19 protein-coding genes are annotated in these 21,750 nt (G+C 42.8%); 14 read left to right on the top strand and 5 right to left on the bottom strand.

Translation table 11 applies throughout. From position 1 onward, the window contains the following. Positions 1-81 precede the first annotated feature (81 nt). From HWQ41_RS08385 to coaBC, 4 genes are all read left to right on the top strand, one after another. On the top strand, positions 82-336 hold the full coding sequence (locus tag HWQ41_RS08385; protein WP_292761438.1) for a hypothetical protein: 255 nt from the start codon (positions 82-84) through the stop codon (positions 334-336). A gap of 152 nt (positions 337-488) precedes the next feature. Continuing rightward, positions 489-1,109 (top strand): alpha/beta hydrolase, encoded by a 621-nt coding sequence (locus HWQ41_RS08380; protein WP_292761445.1) that lies wholly within the window; start codon positions 489-491, stop codon positions 1,107-1,109. A gap of 154 nt (positions 1,110-1,263) precedes the next feature. Beyond that, positions 1,264-1,476, top strand: a complete 213-nt coding sequence (locus HWQ41_RS08375; RefSeq protein ID WP_292761436.1) for a DUF2555 domain-containing protein — start codon at positions 1,264-1,266, stop codon at positions 1,474-1,476. A 108-nt stretch (positions 1,477-1,584) separates the two neighbouring features. Further along, complete coding sequence (gene coaBC, locus HWQ41_RS08370; RefSeq protein WP_292761434.1) at positions 1,585-2,859, top strand: bifunctional phosphopantothenoylcysteine decarboxylase/phosphopantothenate--cysteine ligase CoaBC; 1,275 nt, start codon at positions 1,585-1,587, stop codon at positions 2,857-2,859. A 26-nt stretch (positions 2,860-2,885) separates the two neighbouring features. Here coaBC and HWQ41_RS08365 read toward each other — a convergent pair whose 3' ends face one another. Next, positions 2,886-3,272, bottom strand: coding sequence for a DUF4280 domain-containing protein (locus HWQ41_RS08365; RefSeq protein WP_292761433.1), 387 nt, complete (start codon positions 3,270-3,272; stop codon positions 2,886-2,888). A gap of 349 nt (positions 3,273-3,621) precedes the next feature. Between HWQ41_RS08365 and HWQ41_RS08360 the strand changes: the two genes are divergently transcribed. The 6 genes from HWQ41_RS08360 to HWQ41_RS08335 all read left to right on the top strand — a co-directional run bounded on the left by HWQ41_RS08360 (position 3,622) and on the right by HWQ41_RS08335 (position 15,518). Then, positions 3,622-5,142, top strand: coding sequence for a hypothetical protein (locus HWQ41_RS08360; RefSeq protein ID WP_292761432.1), 1,521 nt, complete (start codon positions 3,622-3,624; stop codon positions 5,140-5,142). After that, positions 5,126-8,539: a hypothetical protein gene (locus HWQ41_RS08355; RefSeq protein WP_292761430.1), complete on the top strand. Its 3,414-nt coding sequence runs from the start codon at positions 5,126-5,128 to the stop codon at positions 8,537-8,539. The genes HWQ41_RS08360 and HWQ41_RS08355 overlap by 17 nt, the downstream gene beginning before the upstream one ends. Positions 8,540-8,541: 2 nt before the next feature. Then, the gene (locus HWQ41_RS08350) at positions 8,542-11,679 is read left to right on the top strand and encodes an RNaseH domain-containing protein (protein ID WP_292761428.1); all 3,138 of its coding nucleotides are present in this window, start codon (positions 8,542-8,544) and stop codon (positions 11,677-11,679) included. A 548-nt stretch (positions 11,680-12,227) separates the two neighbouring features. Beyond that, on the top strand, positions 12,228-12,584 hold the full coding sequence (locus HWQ41_RS08345; RefSeq protein WP_190896616.1) for a hypothetical protein: 357 nt from the start codon (positions 12,228-12,230) through the stop codon (positions 12,582-12,584). A 121-nt stretch (positions 12,585-12,705) separates the two neighbouring features. Next, positions 12,706-13,728 (top strand): spore photoproduct lyase family protein, encoded by a 1,023-nt coding sequence (locus HWQ41_RS08340; RefSeq protein ID WP_292761443.1) that lies wholly within the window; start codon positions 12,706-12,708, stop codon positions 13,726-13,728. A 311-nt stretch (positions 13,729-14,039) separates the two neighbouring features. Continuing rightward, positions 14,040-15,518 carry a site-2 protease family protein gene (locus tag HWQ41_RS08335; RefSeq protein ID WP_292761426.1) on the top strand — a complete coding sequence of 493 codons (1,479 nt, stop codon included), beginning with the start codon at positions 14,040-14,042 and terminating at the stop codon, positions 15,516-15,518. Between the two features lie 804 nt (positions 15,519-16,322). On the opposite strand, the gene HWQ41_RS08330 is transcribed toward HWQ41_RS08335, so the two are convergent. From HWQ41_RS08330 to HWQ41_RS08315, 4 genes are all read right to left on the bottom strand, one after another. Next, positions 16,323-17,582 carry a glycoside hydrolase family 10 protein gene (locus HWQ41_RS08330; RefSeq protein WP_292761441.1) on the bottom strand — a complete coding sequence of 420 codons (1,260 nt, stop codon included), beginning with the start codon at positions 17,580-17,582 and terminating at the stop codon, positions 16,323-16,325. Between the two features lie 106 nt (positions 17,583-17,688). Continuing rightward, positions 17,689-18,549, bottom strand: coding sequence for a hypothetical protein (locus tag HWQ41_RS08325; RefSeq protein ID WP_292761425.1), 861 nt, complete (start codon positions 18,547-18,549; stop codon positions 17,689-17,691). A 404-nt stretch (positions 18,550-18,953) separates the two neighbouring features. After that, a complete protein-coding gene (locus tag HWQ41_RS08320; RefSeq protein WP_292761423.1) occupies positions 18,954-19,457 on the bottom strand; it encodes a hypothetical protein in 504 nt (167 codons plus the stop codon). A gap of 441 nt (positions 19,458-19,898) precedes the next feature. Further along, a complete protein-coding gene (locus tag HWQ41_RS08315) occupies positions 19,899-20,039 on the bottom strand; it encodes a hypothetical protein (RefSeq protein WP_292761422.1) in 141 nt (46 codons plus the stop codon). Between the two features lie 243 nt (positions 20,040-20,282). On the opposite strand from HWQ41_RS08315, the gene HWQ41_RS08310 reads away from it, so the two are divergent. The 4 genes from HWQ41_RS08310 to HWQ41_RS08295 are packed head-to-tail and all read left to right on the top strand — an operon-like array spanning position 20,283 to position 21,389. Further along, the gene (locus tag HWQ41_RS08310; RefSeq protein ID WP_292761419.1) at positions 20,283-20,411 is read left to right on the top strand and encodes a hypothetical protein; all 129 of its coding nucleotides are present in this window, start codon (positions 20,283-20,285) and stop codon (positions 20,409-20,411) included. Then, the gene (locus tag HWQ41_RS08305) at positions 20,408-20,533 is read left to right on the top strand and encodes a hypothetical protein (protein ID WP_292761417.1); all 126 of its coding nucleotides are present in this window, start codon (positions 20,408-20,410) and stop codon (positions 20,531-20,533) included. Before HWQ41_RS08310 ends, HWQ41_RS08305 begins: the two co-directional genes overlap by 4 nt. Next, positions 20,497-20,667, top strand: a complete 171-nt coding sequence (locus tag HWQ41_RS08300; protein WP_292761440.1) for a DUF2267 domain-containing protein — start codon at positions 20,497-20,499, stop codon at positions 20,665-20,667. The genes HWQ41_RS08305 and HWQ41_RS08300 overlap by 37 nt, the downstream gene beginning before the upstream one ends. Positions 20,668-20,723: 56 nt before the next feature. Next, on the top strand, positions 20,724-21,389 hold the full coding sequence (locus tag HWQ41_RS08295) for a phosphoribosyltransferase (protein ID WP_292761414.1): 666 nt from the start codon (positions 20,724-20,726) through the stop codon (positions 21,387-21,389). The last annotated feature ends 361 nt before the right edge of the window (positions 21,390-21,750 follow it).

Genomic DNA, 21,750 nt, shown 5'->3' with positions numbered 1-21,750 from the left:
GCTCCGCCTCAAGACTTGCGGCAGAGCCGCAATTGAAGAGCATTTCCAGCCAGAGGCTGGAAACGAGGTTTTAAAAGGGTTTTGGCTGAACTTGACACCAATGACCGCAGTGGTTCCCCGATAAATTGGGGGACTTTGATCGGAATTGATCCTAAAGACGATCAAGGTGCAGTAGCGAGTGCAGCTAAGGCGATCGCTAAAGAATATATGCTAGATGGACAATCCTTTGTTTGGAATGCAACCAACCTCAGCCGCCAACTGCGATCGCTTCAATTTCTATTCTGCAACCCCACTATATATGCATTCTTTGGGCAAGCAGCAAATGCCGCTAAATAGACATCTGCGAAAATTAATTCTGCGTTGCTCGAAATTCTTGGTAGGGACAATTCATGAATTGTCCCTACGTCATTTTCACTCCTATGTCTAATACTAAGTCTGCTTGAAGAGATAGGATCTATGTACAAAAGTAGAATTTTAGGAGTAAACCTCTGTCTTTACAATTTATCACCGTTCCTCCTGCAACTTCTCAACCTCCCGCAGGCTTAATTGTCACTTTACATGGTTGGGGTGCTAATGCTGAGGATGTAGCATCTTTGTTACCCTTGATCAACTTACCTGATTACCAGTTTGTATTACCCAATGCACCTTTTCCTTATCCCTATTCCCCTATAGGGAGGGCATGGTATGACCTGCGGGTGGAAAATATGTATGAAGGGTTGCCAGAAAGTCGGCAACTGCTAACAGATTTCTTGGAATCTTTAGAAAGTACCACTGGCGTACCTTTATCACGCACCATTTTAAGTGGATTTTCTCAAGGCGGAGCAATGACTTTAGATGTCGGCTCAAAATTGCCCCTAGCAGGTTTAGTTGTCATGAGTGGATATTTACATCCAGACGCACTAACAGCAGCTAAAAATGAGATACCGCCGACTTTAATCACTCACGGGAGATATGATGAAGTTGTGCCCCTACAAGCTGCTTTGAAGGCACGAGAAACTTTAAAATCTCTAGGAGTGGCGGTAGAATACCACGAATTTGAGATGGGACATGAAATACATCCACAAACCTTAAAGGTGCTACGGAATTTCGTTGTAAATACAATTGGCTAGTCAGCATTACGAATTTTTTATAAATTCTGGTACAAATTCTGACAATTTTCACGAAATTAATGGCCTCTAATGAGTAATATATATTGGGTGGCTGCGTTTGGCGCAACTTAACCCATGCTGAAGGCGAGTGCTGCATAAGGGAGGGGCAAGCATTATGACAACTCTAAGCATTTCCCAAAAAGAAATTGCTGCCATGACTGCGGCAGAAGTAGAAGAACTAGCTACACGTCTGGAACTGGATAATTATAGCAATGCTTTTGAGGGTTTAAATGATTGGCATCTATTGCGAGCGATCGCATTTCAGCGTCCAGAGTTAGTTGAACCCTATATCTACCTCTTAGACTTGGAACCCTACGATGAAGCGTAGTTGAGAGTTAGGAGTTAGGAGTTGAGAGTTAGGAGTTAGGAGTTAGTATTTCCGATTCTTAACTATTTAGTACTAATCTTTGTAACTACTCACTCCTAACTTTTTACCATGCTTAATCCAAAATCCAAAATCCGTCTTGAAAAGTTTGCCACGGAGGGAAACCCTCCTTACAACTTTTCGCAAAATCCAAAATTGAATAGGGTTCTAATTGGTGTAGGTGGCGGTATCGCCGCCTACAAAATCTGTGAATTGGTTTCGACGCTGTTTAAAACTGGGGTGGAAGTCCGAGTCATTCTCACCCGTTCGGCGCAAGAATTTATCACGCCTCTGACAATAGCCACTCTATCTCGTCATCCCGCCTACACAGATGATGATTTTTGGCAACCAACTCACTCTCGTCCGTTGCATATTGAGTTGGGTGAATGGGCAGATGTCATGGTAATTGCCCCCTTGACAGCTAATACATTAGCAAAGTTAGCCTACGGTATGGCTGATAATTTACTCACAAATACCGTGCTGGCTTCTACTTGTCCCGTGCTGTTAGCGCCCGCAATGAATACAGATATGTGGGAACAGCGATCGGTGCAGCGAAATTGGCAACAGCTATTGATCGATAGCCGATATCATGGCATGAGTACAGCATCAGGTTTATTAGCCTGCGATCGCATCGGTGCTGGTAGATTAGCAGAACCCCCGGAAATTTTGGCTCACATCCAATCGTTGTTACACACTCAAGGCAAACGAGATTTAGCAGGTAAACGAGTCTTAATTAGTGCTGGGGGAACGCGAGAGTATCTTGACCCAGTGCGGTTTATTGGTAATCCTTCCACAGGTAAAATGGGATTGGCGCTATCTCAAGCCGCACTTCACCGAGGGGCAAACGTCACCCTAGTACATGGCCCAGCTAATTGGGATGTACCATTGGGAGTGCAAGCGATTCCCGTCATTAGTGCCGAACAAATGCAGCACGTCATGGTGGAATGCTTACCCAACGCCGATGTAATTGTCATGTCAGCAGCCGTTGCAGATGTGAAGCCACGAGATTATAGTACAGAGAAATTGCCTAAGCGATCGCTCCCCCAAGCTTTACCCCTAGAACCAGTACCGGATATCGTTGCCCAGTTAGCACAACTTAAACAGCCGCATCAGATATTAATTGGTTTCGCTGCACAAACTGGGGATATTGTCAAGCCAGCATTAGAGAAATTACATAGTAAAAAACTAGATGTGATTGTTGCCAATCCCATCGATCAACCTGATAGTGGTTTTGGGAGTGATAATAATCAAGCGATATTTTTAGATAGTCAAGGAAATCAGGTAGCGATCGCACCTTGTTCTAAATTAGAAATGGCGCATCAATTATTTGATTTTGTCATCACTTGACCAGTTGGAATTAGCAACTGTATGTCTCAGGGAATGAATACAGTTAATTGACCAGCGTTGAGTACCGAAATTACACCCGCCCACGCACACATTAATATAGATGAGTTATTCAGCGCTGGCATGTTAGCAATCAGAACAGTAGGCGAACCGGGTGTCCACGGGGCGGGGATTACGGGCACACAAGGCATAGGAGTCAATACACCCAATGCGGCGGCTGTTGCTGATGCAACTTCTGGATTGGTAATAGATAAACACATACCAAAAGGCTTGATATTCACCAATGGCTTATTATCCAAAATGTTAGCGTCTGGTGTGCCAGTCGATACTCGGTTGATTGGCAGAACTGTCAACAAACTTGGTGCTACGCCAAAGCTACACTTAAGCGTTGCGCCAGAACATACTTGCAGAGCCATAGTTTATCCCCTCCACAAATCAATATATGTAGCGTAGCACTCATCAGGTTATGTTGCAAAAACTGTAGAGAAAGGGTAGATATATATGTTATGGCTAAAAATATGGTCTTCATCACTAATAAGCGATATTTTTAGATACCCAAGGGCATCAGGTAGCGATCGCGCCTTGTTCTAAATTAGAAATGGCACATCAATTATTTGATTTTGTCCTTTTTGACCAAGTTTCCTAATCCTCAATACGTCAACAAGACACAAAAATTTCTCTTTGCGTCCTGTTGACGTATTGACATTGTAAATTACATCATTTAGTGTAAACACAGATTGATGTAAAAAGTATCCGATTACAGTTATGTACTTTGAGGACGTGCGTCAGTGGCAGGGAACTGCGGAGGCTCTGGCAAAGGAGCTAAAACGCCAGATTAAACAGCTTAAACTGTCTATAGAATCACCTGCCCTGCGTACCGTTCGGTCATGGAGAGCGAAACAACTTTTATCACAACCTAAAGGGCAAGAATTTGGCTTTCGGCAGATTTTGGAGGGATTGGCAACAATTTTACTATTAAAGAAGGGTTGGACACTTGCGGCAATTACTCAAGTTTTGCCTTCCTTTCCTGAAGATACTTTAGAGAGGCAAATTATTGCAGAGGCTCAAGGTCAAGATCCAACATGGCTACCTGCAATTTCAGCAACCTCTTTGCCTTTACCTACAGGACACCGCCCAGCGATGGATTTGGCTGAAGATGCTGTGAGGTTACTTGCTCAGGGAATTCTTCGGCAATATGACCGAGTTCTCCCAGGTCGAGAAATTGTGCGTCAAGACGATAGTACGTTGCCACCAGAACTCTATCAAGCAATGTGCAAATTAGGTCGTCTATATATTGAAGAAGGATTAAGCGATCGCGCTGCTTGTGTGCATACTGTTTTGGATAATGCTCGATACTCTCTTGGTTGCGATCGTTGGCAGTTAGGGGTTTTTAGCCAATCAGACTTTCGCTTTTCTAGCGTTACCTTAATCGATCCAGATTTACGAGTACCTACTTCAGACTGTGCAGAGATTGCCAACCTGAGCGGAGCTTTTGGCGAAGATAATGTGATTGAGCATCGCTTATATACTCAGTTATGCGAAGCAACTGAACGATTGGGCGGTCGTCGTCAACACAAAGCTTACACTGCGCTACGAGAGTTGTTTGGCAGATACTCTTTAATAGGAGAACGCCAACTATTAGATTACTTGCTTGAAAATGACTTGACCCCTTTACAGGGAATGCTCATTGAGAAATTCTTCGACTCAGTACCAGATATCTGGTTAGTTGATGGACTAGCACATCGCTGCGCCCACTGTGGCACACTGATGCGATCGCATCCCAACAAAAAACATTTTTCACAAGGGCGCTGTCCAATTCGCCAGTGCATTGGCCACAACTCACCAAAAGTATCTGAGAAACTAGATCCCACCAAAGATATTTTACGAATTGCCGAGCCACGAATTCTTACCTACTGGACAGGCCCAGCAATTGACGAATTAGCCATTTTTGATACAGCCCGACAAAATAAGCTCAATGCTGAACTTTACCCAGAGTCCGATTTATGCGATGTGGCAATTAACGAACGAGCAATTGGAATTGATGCCAAATCTTACACAAGTCCGGTGACTCTGGCTTTGCGTCTCAATCGTAGTATTGGCGGGCTGATTCACTATCGCCGCCGCATTCTTGCTGTGAGCGATCGCTTAATTGAAGATAACCCAAGCTACATTTCTACCCTCATTTCAACACTAGATAAAAAGGGTGATCCTGCCAGTTTAGAAATTATGTCGGTTTCCTCTGTAATTGATTTTTTAAAGAAGATGCCTTATGCGAACCAAACCTGATTTTTGGAAAGGTATAAACCGAATTTGCTGGCTTTGCGTCTTAATGGAGGAATTTATTAATACTAATTCACTGGAGTACGCGCCAGTAATTATGTCAGGCATGGCCAGCATTTTAAATGCACCTGCATTAGAGGAAGCCCGTCAAGCCATTTTCAATATGCGGCAGATGTCGCTGACTTTTGTTACACGGCAGTCAGTTCAACACGCAATTGCTCTTTATAACAATCATCACTACTGCAACCACACTAAAGGGACGTATGAGATTGATACCGAAACACTGCACTTCAAAAGAACAGATCCTTTAGAAGATTCTCAAATTACACAAGCGCGTCAAATTTTGAGTACTCCTTTGTCATACGATTCGTATGATTTTACATTTGCCGATCCTCGTCAGGCGATGGCGGTTGCATTAGGTGAAGAGTCAACCGCCGTGAAGTTAGACATCCCTCCTATCACCGCCCCGATTGCTGCACGTCGCACACATTCTCTTAACCGCCAACCAAGAGGAAAAATTCGCATTCCCCTAAGTGAACTGCGCGATCTGGCTCTTGAGATGGATGAGCGTGAAAAGCAAGATACTGAGCGACGACGTGGTAATTGGGCAGATCGCTTTGAACGCTTTGACCTCATGGTATCGGAGGCTGGAAAAGGTCTGCGGAAAGAAGATGATGTGTTGGAATTAGAAGACATCAAGCACTTAATTGGTTTGCCAGGGTCAGGTAAAACAACCATTCTCGTATTGATAGCGATCTGGCTGGGACTAAATGACTATAAAGCAATGTTTGTGTTTCCCTCCATAGAAGTTGCTAGACAGTACATGGCTGAGTTGGCATTTCATCAAGTTAAAGTGGGAATGCTTGTCGGTCAAGGCGATGAAACTCGCCGTGGCCATGCAGACAATATTGCTGAAGCGATCGCAACAAAAGGTAATGGTGGCTTTGCTTACACTTTAGAACAGGCAGAAGTTTTTGGCTTGAACTGCGTCCTGCCAGCCTTTTCAACTGAGGATATGTCTAGGTGGGGCTTTGGTTACGCACCTTGCAACGAGATATTGCAAGGCGGGGGGAAACAGGGAAAGATCAAGAAATGCCTGTGTCCCTTATGGACAATGTGCGGTCGAAACAAAGCACCGCGAGATTTGCTGGATGCTAATATTTGGGTTGGTCATGTGCGATCGCTCGATACTCAAATATCACCTCACGCGATTCAGGAACAAGTACGATATTTTGAATTAATTGCCCGTACCTTCGACGTAGTTGTTTTCGACGAAGGCGACATGGTGCAATCAGTGTTAGATGATTATGGGGCAGCAACCTTAAGTATTTCAGGTTCAGAGCGATCCATTCATCGGGTAATTCTAGAACAAATCCATAACCGCTTTGCTCGTGGCGAAAACTATCGATTATTTGATCGGGATGTAGAACTTTATAGTCGTGACTTGTCAGAATTTGGCAACCATAATACTTCCTTAATTACCACCCTTCAGAATATGTCTAAGTCGCGGGTGGGAGAACGCTACGAAAATCAATTGCTGACTGTATTACGGATTGTTAGCGAACTATTGAATACTTTAAAGAAATCCTCTCAGCAGAATGACCTTGATGAACAAGAAGCCAAACTAGGCTTTAGTAAAAGTCGGGCACTGACTGAATTTTGGGAAGCAGCAGCATATAACGCCTTCTACGATCGCACAGGTGTTGAGAACCCTCAAGACTTTAAAGCAGATTTGTGGCCTCGGATTTTAGGTTATAACGGTGAAACCCTTGAAAAGCAATGGAAAACTCTCATTAGTCATTTCCGCCGTTACCTAGCTGAAAATCTGATTAAGCGACGTGATTCGATCGTTGCAGAAATTGCTGAATTATTTCTCAAGCTCTGTTTTCCAGATCATTCACCAACAATAGAAGCAGAAGATTTAGCTAAATTACTTATAACTGTTACTTTCGTAATTTTGGGTTATCAGCGAATTGTACCAGGAACTAGAACAATGGTTGCAGAGGGATTCATTCGTGAAACCATTGGAGAGTCAACTGCATCACCAGAACTGCGAAAATTTATTCCAGAAAGCATTTTAGGTTCATTTTCTGGGGTGCAATACAGTTTTTTTAAAGCACAAACAACACGTACCGCCGCCAAAAATGTGCGATTGTCCTACATTACATTTGTTGGTGCGCCTCGAATGTTAATGCATCGCTTTCATCAGTTGTTAGAGGCAGATGATGGACATCCCAGCCCAGCCGTTTTAATTACCTCGGCAACTTCATTTTTAGAAGCTAGTCCCGCTTATCACATTAACGCTGGCCCCCATTATTTACTAAAACCGCGTCAGTCAGAACATAAACCGGAACAGAGCGTTTATCGTTTCAAATGGTTTCCAGATAGTGAACGTGGTGATGAACCCCTCAAATATAGCGGTGCTGGCGATCTTCAAAAACGTAATCTTCTGCGGATGGTAGATGCTCTTGTGCAGGGAGGAATTACTAAATCTGAAATTTACAAGTCCATGCGTCATTTTGATGTCAAGTTTGGTATTCGCCGCAAAGCCGCTTTAGTTGTCAATAGTTATGAACAGGCTCGCACAATCAAGAAGTATATCAATGACTATCATCCTGAAGTTGGGCGGCATACAAAGGCAATTGTTAAATCCCTCAGAGATGGAGAACAACCGCAGGATTTTGTTACCTCTGCTCAGTGTGAGGCATTAGGAGACGATGAAAACTGTGATATTTTAATTTTTACCATGTTGGCAATTGGTCGAGGTGTCAACATCGTTTTCACCAAAGGGGATAGGAAACTAGATGCGGCAATTGGCTCGATTTACTTTCTGACTCGTCCTCATCCTACCAAAGATGATATGCGGCTGTTGTACAGCTTGGCAGGACGGGCAACACAAGAATTTGATAGTCGAGTTTTTAGTGAAACAGAAGATTTAAATGCGATCGCAACTTCTTGGCAACAATCAAGAAAAGACCTTTGGAAAACTGCTAATAGGTTGTTACGTGAACCCTTAATGGCTAGCCGTTTAGGCCCTGAACTGTTCAAATCGTTTACAGCTAATCAAATGGTTGCTATTTTGCAAACAATTGGGCGCGGGATGCGGAATGGATGTCCGGTATCAGTTTACTTTGTGGATGCAGCTTGGGCTAAAAAATCAGCAGAAGATAAACCCGACTCTGGGCGAGATAGTATGCTGGTGCAGATGCGAATAATTTTAGAAGAATGTGTCAACCACCCCGATCCTGTAATTCGGGAAATTTATCAAGAACTTTATGGTGCATTTCTAACACCTTTACAACGTATTGAAGGAGTAATTTACCCTGATGAATTAGCTAATTCACAAGATGTTACGGATGAAGAAGACGGTTTTAATGATTTTTCACCACTATTGGAGATGTAAAAATGAGCGACAACTTTTCTGATGAAATTGAACTTGAAGAAGATTTATCTGAAGAAGATGAAGACGAAGAAACTGATGGTAATTTAGTTTCAGATCCCTTTTATATTCAGCAAGGAGAAATCAAGTTCGTCAAGACATTTACCCAAGCTTTCACTGTACCTGATAATCTGCGTCCAATCATAGTAGAGGGTTTTACTCTTGCTTGGACAAAGGCAGCTATGTTAGATTTTGCCGATCTTCAAAAAGTAACTAATGTCAAAAATCTCCCCTATGCCTCACTGCGAGGATTTCTAGAAGTAGTACTAAAATATGCAGCGCGAATTGAACCAGATATAGGTTTTACGAAGTTCGCATTTGATAATGCTAAAAGCGGAGGTGAGCCAGAACCTTTTGTTTACCTAACTGGTGGTAATGAAGAAGAAATAAATCAAGTGCTTCGCCCAATTATTAATGATTGGTTCGCAAATTATCTCAGACCGTTTGTAATAAAAGAAGACATATCAACGGATATTATTGACCGCTTGCAAGATTTGCAGGAAAGAGGAGAACTTCTGAAAATTTCTCCATTTAAATCTCAAGTATTCCCTTGGAATTGGTCTAAACAGACAGGTACAACTCAGCCAAAAGATCCAAAAGATAAATATGCCTATCGTGCGATACTAGATTACGTAGCTCGTCAAATTGCTGGACAGGTAATTTTTCCAGATTTAGGGCCGATAAAACGTATTATTTCCAGCCATTCTGGGATTGTAGAATTGATGACCGATCCGATAACCTTACCTGACACAAAAGGGAAATTCAGTTTTGTGGTGAGCTTGGAAGTTGTGACTTATCCTTCTTTGCCTCAACCTTTGGTGAAAGTTGAGGTTTCCAAACGTCGCTGGTTCACTCAGTTAAATAATAAATATGACCGTATGAATATTAGCGGCTTCATATTTTCTCAAGACTATCCCGATCGCGCTTTTAGCTATAAAGTAAAATGCGAACAAGATAAAAATAACAAGCAAGATAAGAAGAATTGGCGTTGGGCGACAGATACAGATTTTGAAATTCTGCGAAGAGAATTGAAACTGCCTCTGCAATCTTTTGATGGGCAACAAATCGCTTTGGGCAAAGCCTCTACTGATAGCTGTCAGGTAGTTCTGACTTACCGTAATGGACTTCAAGATAATTCGGAAGAAGACGAAGATAGTTTAGGAAAATACGGTATTGAAACAGGTGTACCAGAAATTGATAAATTAGATGCCTTGGAAGCGATCGCTAAAATTCTTAACCCATTAGGAATCAAAATATTTGATGGTTACACAAAAGTACCATCCAAGCACAAACTAGATGATACAGCATCGCGGATGATTAATCTTCCTACACTGCTTGGTGGTGTTTTGGAAGCTCTCGAAACAAATTCCAACTTGGAGTTTACCGCAAAATACCTCGAAAAACTCAACGACAATCAAATTGATGACTTGCTAAGTAAACACTTTGGCATCCGTTTAGAAGAGATTGAGTGGGGAAGAAAAGCTTTTCAATTTAATAGATTTACGCCGAATCAAACGAATGATCTCCAAACTATCATTCAGGCAAACCAAGCAGCGATGCAGCGATTGTATCCTAATGAGCAACCGAGACTATTTATATTTTGTGAAGCTGATTTGGAGACAGAAGCAAAGCTATTGCAGGAAATTACTAAAGTTTTGTGGGGAAACACACTCGAAATTTTTATTAATCGCTTGCCAGCAAATACCCACGGGCCACGAGAGGTTTTACCTGGCAAAGATTTGAAAAATAAGGAGCGATCGCGCAAGCGAATTGAAGCATGGGAATCCACTGCAAAACAGATTGAAGACCCCAATAAGCCAACTTTCTCCTTGATAATGGCACGGCAGTTTTATCCAGATCCTACTGGTCAAAACACTGTTAAACATGACGATAAAGTTAATAAACCTTCAACCCGCCAAGCACTAGCAAAGGTTGGTAGTGGCGTGCAGTTTCTTCTACCCATTGCAAAAACACGTAAATCAAAGCATCTCAAACTTGCAGATTTCTTCCATCGGATGCAGTCAGCACTGAAAGATTTGTTCTCTGCTCATTCTGGTCGGATTGATGGTGTAAAAGAAAAGGTTGACAAGTACTTGCAAAATATCCCACCAGAAGCTAGACCAAAAGAAATTTTAGGATTCACAATCGTCCGTAAACAAAGGGGTCGCGCTCGTGGTGTTATTGAGAATACATTTTTAGCAGTGGCAATGCGCCTCAACGTGGATACAGGAAAATGTGAGCTTTGCTGTGCTTACGAGAAAGGAAATTTAGAAATCAGCCCGTGGTTTAGCTTTCCTGATGCACTAGCTTTTATTGCCCAACTTACTCCAATCAAACTAGCTAATGATAAAGCTGTACGCAAGACTCGATTCATGAAATTTGTAAAACAGATTGTCTCTAACTCTGTGGAAGATGGGATGCAACCATTGGTTATGATTGATTCTTCTAACTGCGTCCAACTGTGGGATTGGCTTGCTGATAGCAGAATTAATGCTAATCAAATTAACCTTGGCCAGCAGTTTGAGAATATGCAGGATGAATGGCAAGGCGCACGTCTAATTCGCATTCGCCAAGAACTCGCCCCTGGCATTATTGAGAAAAAAGCCAGACATTTAATAGAGACTTCTTTAGAAGATACCAGGACTAAAGAAGAACTAAACAAACTGCCGCCTACGCTGGAAATTCCTTCAGCTTCTAGTTCGACTGGGTTATTTCGACTCAGCGCGACTAACCAAACTGGATGTGTAGCTTATCTATCTGTGGCGCGTGAATTACCACAAAGAAAGTCTCGTGGGCAAAGTTGCTATCGCTCAACCTACACCCTAGCAAAACAAGCTGGGTTAAAGGTAAGTCAACTCTCTACAAAATCTCCTTTTGTCGGTCGCTGGCCTACTCCCAATCCACTTGAGATTGTTGTTAGCTTGAGGCAACCAGAAGATAATCCTGATGATCTAGCTGCCCTTGTGGAGTCACTGCGCTATGGCTTTGGTCACTACAGCGATTGGACAGGTTTGCCTGCTCCCCTATTTTTTGAGCGTGTTGTAAGGGACTATATTAGTGATTTTGCGATCGCAGATGAGGACATAGAATTAGAGCAAGATTAAATATCCTGCCAGTGAAGAAAGAAGCTACTAATAAATTTACAATTTGAAGGAAGTATTATTTGCAATCAAACTCGCAGAAAGATGACTGTTAGAATGCATCCCGATGCATTGGCATTGCAAGGAAACGGATTAACAATGCGGCCGACGCATTGGCATTGTAAGCGGACGCATTAACAATCCATCCCGACACATTGGCATTGTAAGCGGACGCATTAACAATCCATCCCGACACATTGGCATTGTAAAGAGACGCATTGGCATTGCAAGGTATTGCCAAATTTAATTTGCTACAAATTAATGAAATGCTGTACTTAACAAGCCAAAGTTAGAACTCCAACCTAAAACTTGAGTTTATTGAGCTTGGTAAAACCCCAGAACAAGCCCGAAAGCTGGTAGGAATAGTGTGACTGACACCAGAGATATCAAGCAGCAATTGGGAAAGGAAACTACTACTTTGAATTGGGTATAACCCGTATGGTCTATGGTTTTAAGGTTACTTTTCTATATTTTATAATATAAGTAAGACTTAAAGATAACGCTTCAATTATATGAAAATCCTCTCATCAGAGCTAGTCCATTTGGGATTTGGCAAATATGTGCGTTCTGACCAAGTAACAGCAGTTATACCAATAGAAGAGGAGCGAGGCCCTGGGCGACGAACCTTTGTTCACATTCAAGGGCAAAGTGATCCAATTATCGCCTCTCGCGCTGAAGATACCATCGTGCGTGATTTAGTACAGGAACCACGCGAGGTTACGCAAGCCCGTCAGCAGCAGGAAATTCTTCAAGATTTATTGGTTAATTTAGGTAATGTTAATTCGACTGTGCGTCGAATTAGCCGTGATGAAGGCACTTTGGATCTTGATTTGTTAGAGCGACGAATTAAGCAAGTCCTTGAAAATTAATTGCAGAAATCAGCAAACTAAATAACGGAGAATGATATTGCTGAATACAACTACAGACCAGGTTTCAGTATCAGACCAGGTTTCAGTATCAGATACACAAACAAGATCGCCAAGGTTGTGGATGCCTGAACGGGTACTGTTTACACCTGCTGCCCTAGATGAGGATTGGGGGCAGCAGATTCTTGCACGTGTGCAGTCACTCAACTTATCAATAGAAGAACTATCACAGAACCGCCTGAAGGGACTGCGCGGTGAATCTGAACGGGATACTTACAACATCGCCAAGCGTACCTTAGCGGTGGTTACTGCACCACCCAGTTCTTTTAAGCTGAGTCCCATCCCACCTTCTGCGGATTGGCAGTTTCACGTTGCCGAGGGTTGTCCCGCTCACTGTCAATACTGCTACCTAGCTGGTAGCTTGTCGGGGCCACCAGTCATCCGCGTTTTTGCTAACTTACCGCAGATATTAGAGAATTTAGCTAACTACGAGCAACAGGGGGAAACCACGAGTTTTGAAGTTAGCTGTTATACTGACCCATTAGGAATTGAGCATTTAACTGGAAGTCTTGCTGAATGTATCCGTTACTTTGGCACTCGTACCAATGCACATCTACGTTGGGTATCAAAGTTTGATGCTGTGGATGGATTACTCGACTTACCACACAATGGGCATACCCGATGTCGGATGAGTGTTAATGCCGCACCGATTTCTGGTAAGTTTGAAGGTGGCACAGCATCCGTAGCATCCAGACTGAATGCGTTGCGACGGTTGGCGCTACCATTAAAGCGTGGCGGTGGCGGTTATCCAGTAGGCTTGGTAATCGCGCCAATTATGCCGATAGACGATTGGCAGATGCACTATAGTTATTTGTTTGACCAGATAAACGAGGCATTGGATTTTGACTGTAACCTTACCTTTGAGTTAATCTCGCATCGGTTTACACCTGGGTCAAAAGAAGTGTTACAAACTTGGTATCCGCAATCCAAATTAGAGATGGATGAGGCAAAACGCAGCGTCAAGCGTAATAAGTTTGGTGGGACGAAGTACGTTTACGATCGCGACACAATGAAGGCGTTGCGTTGCTTTTTTGAGAGTGAGATTACTAGACGCTTTCCAAATGCTGAAATTCTTTATTGGACTTAGAAGAAATGTCTCGTTCCCAGTCTCTGACTGGGAATGCGTATTGGAGGGCTGCCGCCTCAAGTCAGATATTGAGCCAGAGACTCAATGAATGCGTTCCCATACTCCGTATGGGAACGAGTCAAGAGTTATCAAGTTAGGTTTTTAGGACTTGTGTGTACACCGTAGCTATAGGCGGCGTGAGGTTCTTTTATGATGGGCACTACGCACAAAGCGGGATAATTTGGGCAGATTACAGGCGGCGTTATACATTAATAAGTGTATCTGCAATACCGGACTTGTTCTGGCTCAGTCTCAATAGCAAAGGTTTGGAGATGTTTACTTTATCAGAAACTTCTATCCTGGCGGTAATCCTACTGGTAGCTTTAGGTATTTTGGGTTGGGGCTTTTATCGCGCCAGACCTTTTGGTAAGCTGGGAATCTTAGCCTGGTTACAGTCGGTGGTGTTGATGACTCCCTGGCTGCTGTTTTTTGGATTGTTTGCCGCAGGGATTTACATCAACATAGCGGGTATATTGTTTTTAGTGGTGACTTCCGCCGGATTGTACGTCTTCTTGGGCAGACAGTTACGCGCAGCTGGGCAAGATGCCATCCTCAAGCAACGCGCCACAGAAAGACTCGCGGCTGATTCACTTGCAGCAAATTCCCCACAACTAGCAGTCGCAGAACTGAAAGCGGAGATCCCGCCACTACCGGAAGATGACTTAAATGTAATTAAAGGCATTTTCGGGATCGATACATTTTTTGCCACAGAAACGATCGCCTACCAAGATGGAGCCATTTTCAAAGGCAATCTGCGGGGAGAACCAGAAGAGATTCACAACCGTCTAACTGCAAGTTTACGGCAACGCCTTGGTGAGCAATATCGCCTGTTTTTAGTGGAAAACACAGATGGTAGACCGGTAGTGATTGTCCTACCGAGCCGCAATGATCCCCGTCCGATGTTGTTATCACAAAAAGCTTTTGCAGGTGTGCTATTGGTAGCAACTCTTGCCACAAATCTAGAAGCTGCGGGCTTATTGCTGAATTTTGATTTCTTTGGCAATCCAGAGCGATTCACAGAAGCTTTGCCCATAGGGGCTGGGATATTTACGATTTTAGTAGCTCACGAAATTGGTCATTGGTTACTTGCCCAGCGTCACCAAATTCGCCTTAGCTGGCCCTTCTTTCTACCCGCCGTGCAAATTGGCTCTTTTGGTGCAATTACTCGCTTTGAGTCTCTGTTGCCCAACCGCAAGGTATTATTTGATATCGCCTTGGCAGGGCCAGCCGCAGGTGGTATCGTTTCTTTGTTAATGCTGATCACTGGCTTGTTACTTTCCCACCCAGGTAGTTTATTTCAATTGCCAAATCAGTTTTTCCAAGGGTCGATTTTGGTGGGAAGTTTGGCGCGAGTTGTCCTTGGTTCGGCGTTGCAATCATCCCTGGTAAGTGTTCATCCCCTAGTGGTGATAGGTTGGCTGGGTTTAGTAATTACCGCTTTGAACTTGATGCCCGCAGGACAACTAGATGGTGGCCGCATTGTTCAGGCGATTTATGGACGCAAAACCGCAGGACGGGCAACGATCGCAACTTTAATTTTACTAGCGTTAGTGTCTCTCGGTAATACTCTTGCCATGTACTGGGCGATCGTAATTTTCTTCTTGCAACGGGATCAAGAACGCCCCAGCTTGAATGAAGTCACTGAACCCGATGATGCTAGAGCCGCTTTGGGGCTTTTGGCTCTATTCTTGATGATTACCACGCTTCTACCCCTAACTCCTGGCTTGGCTGGGCGTTTGGGAATAGGATAGTGCTAAATTAGGAGTACAGACGCGATTAATCGCGTCTGTAAAGGAGTTAGGAGTGAAGCACATACGATACTTAGAAAAATTAAATCCGATTTGTAATTCTAGTAATCAATTTATTTATCTTTCTCTAAAATTATTATTTTTTAGCATTATTATGCTAATTTTCCTTATTGGTGGGTGTGAGAAGGAAAATGAATATGAGGCGCAGGAAAAACAAATATCAAGACTGGAGAAAGAAGCAGAAAAATTATATCTAAAGTACAGACTCAAAATAACTACTTCTTAAAGCACAAAACCTTTTTTAAACCTCCTGACGAACCAGCAACTCACTATGGCTCGTCTCCACCAATTTTTGGAACACAAAGATGTTATCGGTACTATACTGAAACAGATACTAAAGTTTTCTCTCAGACAACTCTTGATACTGTTTATAGCTATGCCGTTCAAGACGACTGCGGTGGTATGTTTGGCTTTGAAATTAGGTGGTATGTTGGAGCGGTCTTTGCTGTTCGCATGAATGGGGACAAGCAACTTAAAATGATAAGTATTGTCTGTCGAAACAAAGAAAGTTATGGGCGTGTACCCTCTCAACCAGAATATATAAACAGTGTAGCAAAATGCCCTCCCAACACAACGCAAGTATTACCAATTTAACTAACTCTGCAAATGAAACAACACAGGTATTCTCCAACTAGTTGCTTTTTTAGTAAAAAAGTTTAGTACCTTCCAAGACAGATTCTTAAGTGATTGTCGGTGAAGCTTGACTTAAAATTAAGTGATGTGTTCACCGACAGCTTGCTAGGAAAATTAACTGAACGGTTTCCAACCTGCGAGTAAATTCGGATAAGCTACGGGTGTGGGGAAGATTTTCTGGAAGCCAGTTTGACGCTCTTGGGGCTTTTCTTTGCTCATGTTCCAGAGGGTTTCATAGAAAAAGAATGAGACTCCAGCAAAATTGCGATCGCGTACTTTTTGCACTTGTGTCTGAATCTGTTGCATCGGTACGGATCTGTTTTTCAATCCCGCCAAAATACCCACACTCACTGGAATATGGCTCTTTGCCGCTTTCACTTCTGGATACTCTAATTCACTAACAAAAACATTCAAGTCATCCCGATATATCTGCAAAACTAAGTCTTCAATAATTCCCAGCCGTTCCCACTTCTGCCAGTCTGCTAATGAGAAATCGTAGGAAAAACGTTGAGGATTAGGAGCAACGGAAACCAGGCAATCTTTTTTAGTAGCTTTGATGGTTTTGAATACCCGTTTCATAAACTCGGTGATTTTGTTAGCTCTCCAGCTTACCCATTCTGGATCTTGAGAGTTTTTCGAGGGAGCTTGACCACGGTGTTCTTTTTTGTAAAGTGCCACTGTATAAGCATCGTAACCTAATTCTGATGGTAAGCCTAAATGGTCATCAAATTGAATACCGTCGATATTGTAGTTTCTAACAATTTCAACGATTAAATCTTGGATGAATTGTTGTACTTCTGGGCGAAAGGGATTTAGCCAAACGCGATTATGTCTGCCTTCTTTGACAATCCGAGTTCCATCGCTGCGACTGGTGAGCCATTGGGGACGATTTTTAGCTAATAGAGAATCCGCCGGTGCCATGAAGCCAAATTCAAACCAGGGAATCACTGTTAACCCTTTTTGATGTCCCACATCGACAATTTCTTTAAGGATATCTCGCCCTTGCAGTCCGGGTGTAGGATCGAGCGATCGCCCGATAACTTTGGCTGCAACTTTGCTAGGATACAATGTATATCCCCAATTCCAAACCGCCGGATATATCGTGTTAAAATTGAGTTCATCAAGGCGTTGCAAAGATCCCTTGAGGCGATCGCGCTCAAATAACACATCACTATCAATATTTGTTAACCACACCCCCCTTAACTCAGATGCTGGCGTTGGCGGCAGATTAATTTGAGCGTTCAAAGGAAACGATAGCATCACCGTAGCTACTACACTCAAGGTAACTATAACGGCAAACAAAAGAGACTTTCTGCTTTGGCGAATATTCCACCAAGAATAAAACTCAACACACCACTTTACAAACCTTTTCATCATTTGGTTACAGACGTGATCAAATTATGAACAATCAGCATGAATAGCGATCGTTTCGATTCTAAGCGCTAAAACTTATGTAACTCTTTTGAATTTTCAATTGTTATTATTGTGCCCTGACTGCAATCTGATTCCAGGCTTTGACTGCTGCTTGTAAATTCTTTGGCAGGTTATTTTGAGAAATATCGTTGTACTGAACCGTACCCTCTTGGCTGGTGAGAGTGAAGGTGATAAAATCAGCAGAGCCACTGGGGGCTGGGTAACTCAGATTCTGGAATTTACTAAATTTAGAACGTTCTAAAAATCTCTGAAATTGTTGCACCTGTTGCACAGAAACGCGGCGAACAGTACGCTCAGAATCATTGGCATCACCAATCCGCACGCGAATCAATCGCCCATCTTTGAGTAAAACAGTCTGGTAGGTTCTGCCAGCAAAACCACCACTGGAGATTTGCCGAAATACTACATCTCGATCTAACGGTGGTGGTAACTCGCTGACTGGAATTTGCACAGGGGCTAGTGTACTTTCATTAGCTTTTTCATTCAGTCTGACTGCGGAACCTGTTTGATTGGTATGATAAATCCAGTTTTCTTTGCCATTAGATACCACAACCAACCAACCAGGAACTAACGCTTGGGTACAGAGTTCATCAGGTTGAGGCAGTTCCAAGCAACCATTGCGCCAAGTCTGTTGATTATAATCAATAATTTGCAGTTCTCTGGTTAAAATTCCCTGTCTGCGGGTCAAATCTCGCAGTACCGCGTTAGCTACTGGACGGGGCAAGCGGTTTGGTTTAATATTGTCTTTAAGAACTTCATTGCTTGTTTCTAGCGAGAAGTTCGCAGAAGCAGTCGCCCCTTTGATAAGTGTTGAACCGCTAGCAACAGACAAAATTCCAGTCAAAATCAAAGCAGTTAAAATTCGCGCTTGATTGGTGTTAAAGTAGTTTTTCAGCATGATTTTCATAGTAATATAGGACTAAGAAATAGTATCCAGTCATTAATGGACAATAATAGTATATAATTCCAGAACTTCACCAGTTGGAATTAGTTTAGTATCTGTCTTCTGAAACAGATATACAGACATGACGTTGATGTAGTAATTGTTTGTTCCTTATACAAATTCTGCATGAAAATGCACTCAATCAAAACGCCCTATATCAGGTTTTCGGTTCGTGACGCTAACGCGGTAACACAGCCTACACCTATACCATCTTCTCATTTGGAAAATAGCTTGCGAGCAACGCTTCTTGCCTCACCTTGGTGAGCGAGGGTTCAATAAGAGTAATTTTAGGAAAGAATGGGACAGAACGGAGCTTAGGTTTTGCTCGGCTCAACCTAGCGTATACAAGATTGTAATCTCAGACAATATTAGGCGCTGAGGGCTTGTTGTTCAGATTCAACTAACTGATTGTGAGGTATATCAAATCTAATAGTACTGGCTGCCCAGTCTTTGAAATCGGGTGCTAACCAGACTAGCTTGCACAGAATTTCATCATTGACCCACAACACCAAGGGAAACCGAAACTGTTTCCGAAACTCATCTCGCATGATGTTGGTACTGATGATTAGTTGGTTAATTGCCACTACAGATTCTAAACCCCTTACCATCAAAGCTTCGGGTTGAGTAGTACCAATTTCATTTGTAATAGCTGTATACAGTTTGTCAGCCGCAGGTGAGAGCAGGACTTCGTGGATATCTGCTGATGAAAATTCTGTTAGCAAATTCAGCACTTGCTGCTGCCTTTGAAGACAGTTACAACACGCTAATAACAGTGAAAACTCTCCACCAGAAACCATCATCGCCCTTGCCAGCCTCTTAGTGGCTGCTGTGCTGCTAACTGTGCCGTTTTCCGAATTACTTAAACTGATCATTAAAAAATCCTGCTTCTAATTTTAAAAATATCTGAGCAATATTCAGTTATTCTACCCTATTAATTTTTACTCAAAAGTGTTAGACGGGTAACTTTGATGACGTTTTCTCTGTAATACTGAGCATTAGGTGACGAACAATGATATGGTATATTATCTCATATTTACAATTAAGCGATAATCTAAAGGTAGTATCAACACAATGTAAGTAAAAGGGCGCAGGCGAAGAATTAGCAATTGAATTATCACTGTATTCTCATAGATTTTCGCATCTCCCAGCAATTAAGTAATTATTTCTTAAGATAAAGTTAAAAAAATACTCAGTAAAAGTTTAACAACAAACATTGGCAAGTGGCTAAAAAGTTTACTGGCTACTGGTTTACTGTCGCTTACGGTAAGCTGGCTACAAATCATTTTTCCTTGCCAAACCACTTCGGGGCGGGTCTAGAGTGTGGAGTTGTGAAATGGTATCAGCACCAAGATGCGAAAATCTCCCTCCATTAAAATTAACGGTTCTTCAGCACGCAATATGCTAGTTTGCTGCATTATTATTCCGAACAGACTACTGGCAAGCCGTTCAGTCACTATTAGTTGTTAATTTCACATTTAACAGGCTTAAACTCTTTACGAAAAGGACTTTGGCAGGCAACAAGCTAATAATTAGCATAATAGGTATTGAAGACCCAAATTAACTCATCCGTTTGATAGAACTGTAGATCAAAGATGTCGCCTCGTTAGTCAGAGGACACGGAATTTTTAGCTTTCTAAGATCAGTTCAGAACATCTGAAATATAACAAGTCATGCATTAAGACAAATCTGGAGGGAAAATGCAACACGATGAGTTTAGACGGGTGCAAAATCGTGCCCGTCTCATTTCGCATGGTGATGCAGAACTTGCAACCCGTGCTACTCTGGAGACGCTGGCGAAACGCCTAGCTGGAGGTGTGAACCTTTGAATGCTGCTGCCCAACTGCCAAGAGGCATTGCAGAATATCTGCGACATGAATATGCAGGATTTCGAGACCGCTTCTCTCTAGATGAATTTTTTTTGGGCGAGTCAGCCAAAGAGAAGGTGTAGAGCTTCCAGATGCTGTTCATCATGCGCCTGTAGTGATTGAGGTATTGAGTAAAGCGATTAGCAGTGGCGAGATTAATGATATTTGCTCTCAACTACCATCGGAATTCGAGCCGTTGTTTGAGGCGGGCAGCTAAGGGCGAATACGTGTAAATACTTAATTTTTGGATAAACTAATCAGGAGTGTTACACCATGCTATTCAAAGACCGGAGGTTTGCGGGTCAAGTTTTGGCTAAGGAGTTAGTCGCTGATACTAACCGCCCAGATGTTCTGGTATTAGGGATACCAAGGGGTGGCGTACCCGTTGCCTTTGAGGTTGCCAAAGCGTTAAATGCTCCCTTAGATGTTTTGGTGGTACGTAAATTGGGTGTGCCTGATCAAGAAGAACTAGCTATGGGAGCGATCGCTTCTGGTGGTGTGCGGATAGTCAATAAATATATTATTAGTCTGGTGAAAATATCCGATGAAGTAATTGCCAGGGTGGCGGTGCAGGAAGAACGGGAGTTAGAACGGCGGGAACAGCTTTATCGCGGAAATCGCCCTTTAAGAGATTTAGAGGGACGCACGGTCATTTTGGTAGATGATGGTTTAGCCACGGGTGCAACTATGTGGGCTGCTGTTGTGGCTGTGCGAAAACAGCAACCGGCTCAGATTGTGATTGCTGTGCCTGTGGCCGCACCTGAAACTTGCCATGAATTAGAAACTGAGGTAGACAAAATTGTTTGCGTCTCAACACCCAGCGATTTCCACAGCGTCGGTCTTTGGTACGAAAACTTTCCCCAAACTACGGATGAAGAAGTCTGCGACTTACTCGCAAAAGCGGTAAAGAACGGTGAACCAATATCTCTCGGTATGTAGATCAGCTTTGGTGTTTGGGAATGGCAAGATTAAGTTTCTGAGATGGTTTTTTGGATTTTGAACAAAAAATGAAAATTCCACCAGAGATTAGCGATCGCAATACAGACTTAATCCCCAACCCCTTACGCCAGGTGCTTCTCCCTTGGCGCTAGCCTCTCCCTTTGGGAGCTATCCATTACCCGGATCTTTCTTAACATTTGCGAGAGTATTCGCTCACGTTTTTTCTAACCCTTGTTCGTTCGTTGTTTATTCTCAATAAAAACCTAATTTTAGCGAGAAGACTAAGAGCTAATTTGTCAAGTATGCCTGATATCATGTCCGGGTAATTAGTTGTGATTCCCATAGTCATTGCACCCCACCC

It is taken from the genome of Nostoc sp. NOS(2021) (genome assembly GCF_017115025.1).
In the GTDB taxonomy this organism is placed as follows: Bacteria; Cyanobacteriota; Cyanobacteriia; order Cyanobacteriales; family Nostocaceae; genus Nostoc.
Note: the sequence above shows the minus strand (reverse complement) of the source record. Positions and strands in the feature narration are given on the sequence as shown.

Bases quoted from the DNA above. Each gene is read 5' to 3' on its own strand.
- HWQ41_RS08375 (WP_292761436.1), top strand. From the start codon at position 1,264: ATGACAACTCTAAGCATTTCCCAAAAAGAAATTGCTGCCATGACTGCG.
- HWQ41_RS08325 (WP_292761425.1), bottom strand. From the start codon at position 18,549: ATGAAAATCATGCTGAAAAACTACTTTAACACCAATCAAGCGCGAATT.
- HWQ41_RS08320 (WP_292761423.1), bottom strand. From the start codon at position 19,457: ATGATCAGTTTAAGTAATTCGGAAAACGGCACAGTTAGCAGCACAGCA.
- HWQ41_RS08335 (WP_292761426.1), top strand. From the start codon at position 14,040: ATGTTTACTTTATCAGAAACTTCTATCCTGGCGGTAATCCTACTGGTA.
- coaBC (WP_292761434.1), top strand. From the start codon at position 1,585: ATGCTTAATCCAAAATCCAAAATCCGTCTTGAAAAGTTTGCCACGGAG.
- HWQ41_RS08310 (WP_292761419.1), top strand. From the start codon at position 20,283: ATGCAACACGATGAGTTTAGACGGGTGCAAAATCGTGCCCGTCTCATT.
- HWQ41_RS08360 (WP_292761432.1), top strand. From the start codon at position 3,622: ATGTACTTTGAGGACGTGCGTCAGTGGCAGGGAACTGCGGAGGCTCTG.
- HWQ41_RS08345 (WP_190896616.1), top strand. From the start codon at position 12,228: ATGAAAATCCTCTCATCAGAGCTAGTCCATTTGGGATTTGGCAAATAT.
- HWQ41_RS08340 (WP_292761443.1), top strand. From the start codon at position 12,706: ATGCCTGAACGGGTACTGTTTACACCTGCTGCCCTAGATGAGGATTGG.
- HWQ41_RS08350 (WP_292761428.1), top strand. From the start codon at position 8,542: ATGAGCGACAACTTTTCTGATGAAATTGAACTTGAAGAAGATTTATCT.
- HWQ41_RS08295 (WP_292761414.1), top strand. From the start codon at position 20,724: ATGCTATTCAAAGACCGGAGGTTTGCGGGTCAAGTTTTGGCTAAGGAG.
- HWQ41_RS08330 (WP_292761441.1), bottom strand. From the start codon at position 17,582: ATGAAAAGGTTTGTAAAGTGGTGTGTTGAGTTTTATTCTTGGTGGAAT.
- HWQ41_RS08365 (WP_292761433.1), bottom strand. From the start codon at position 3,272: ATGGCTCTGCAAGTATGTTCTGGCGCAACGCTTAAGTGTAGCTTTGGC.
- HWQ41_RS08355 (WP_292761430.1), top strand. From the start codon at position 5,126: ATGCGAACCAAACCTGATTTTTGGAAAGGTATAAACCGAATTTGCTGG.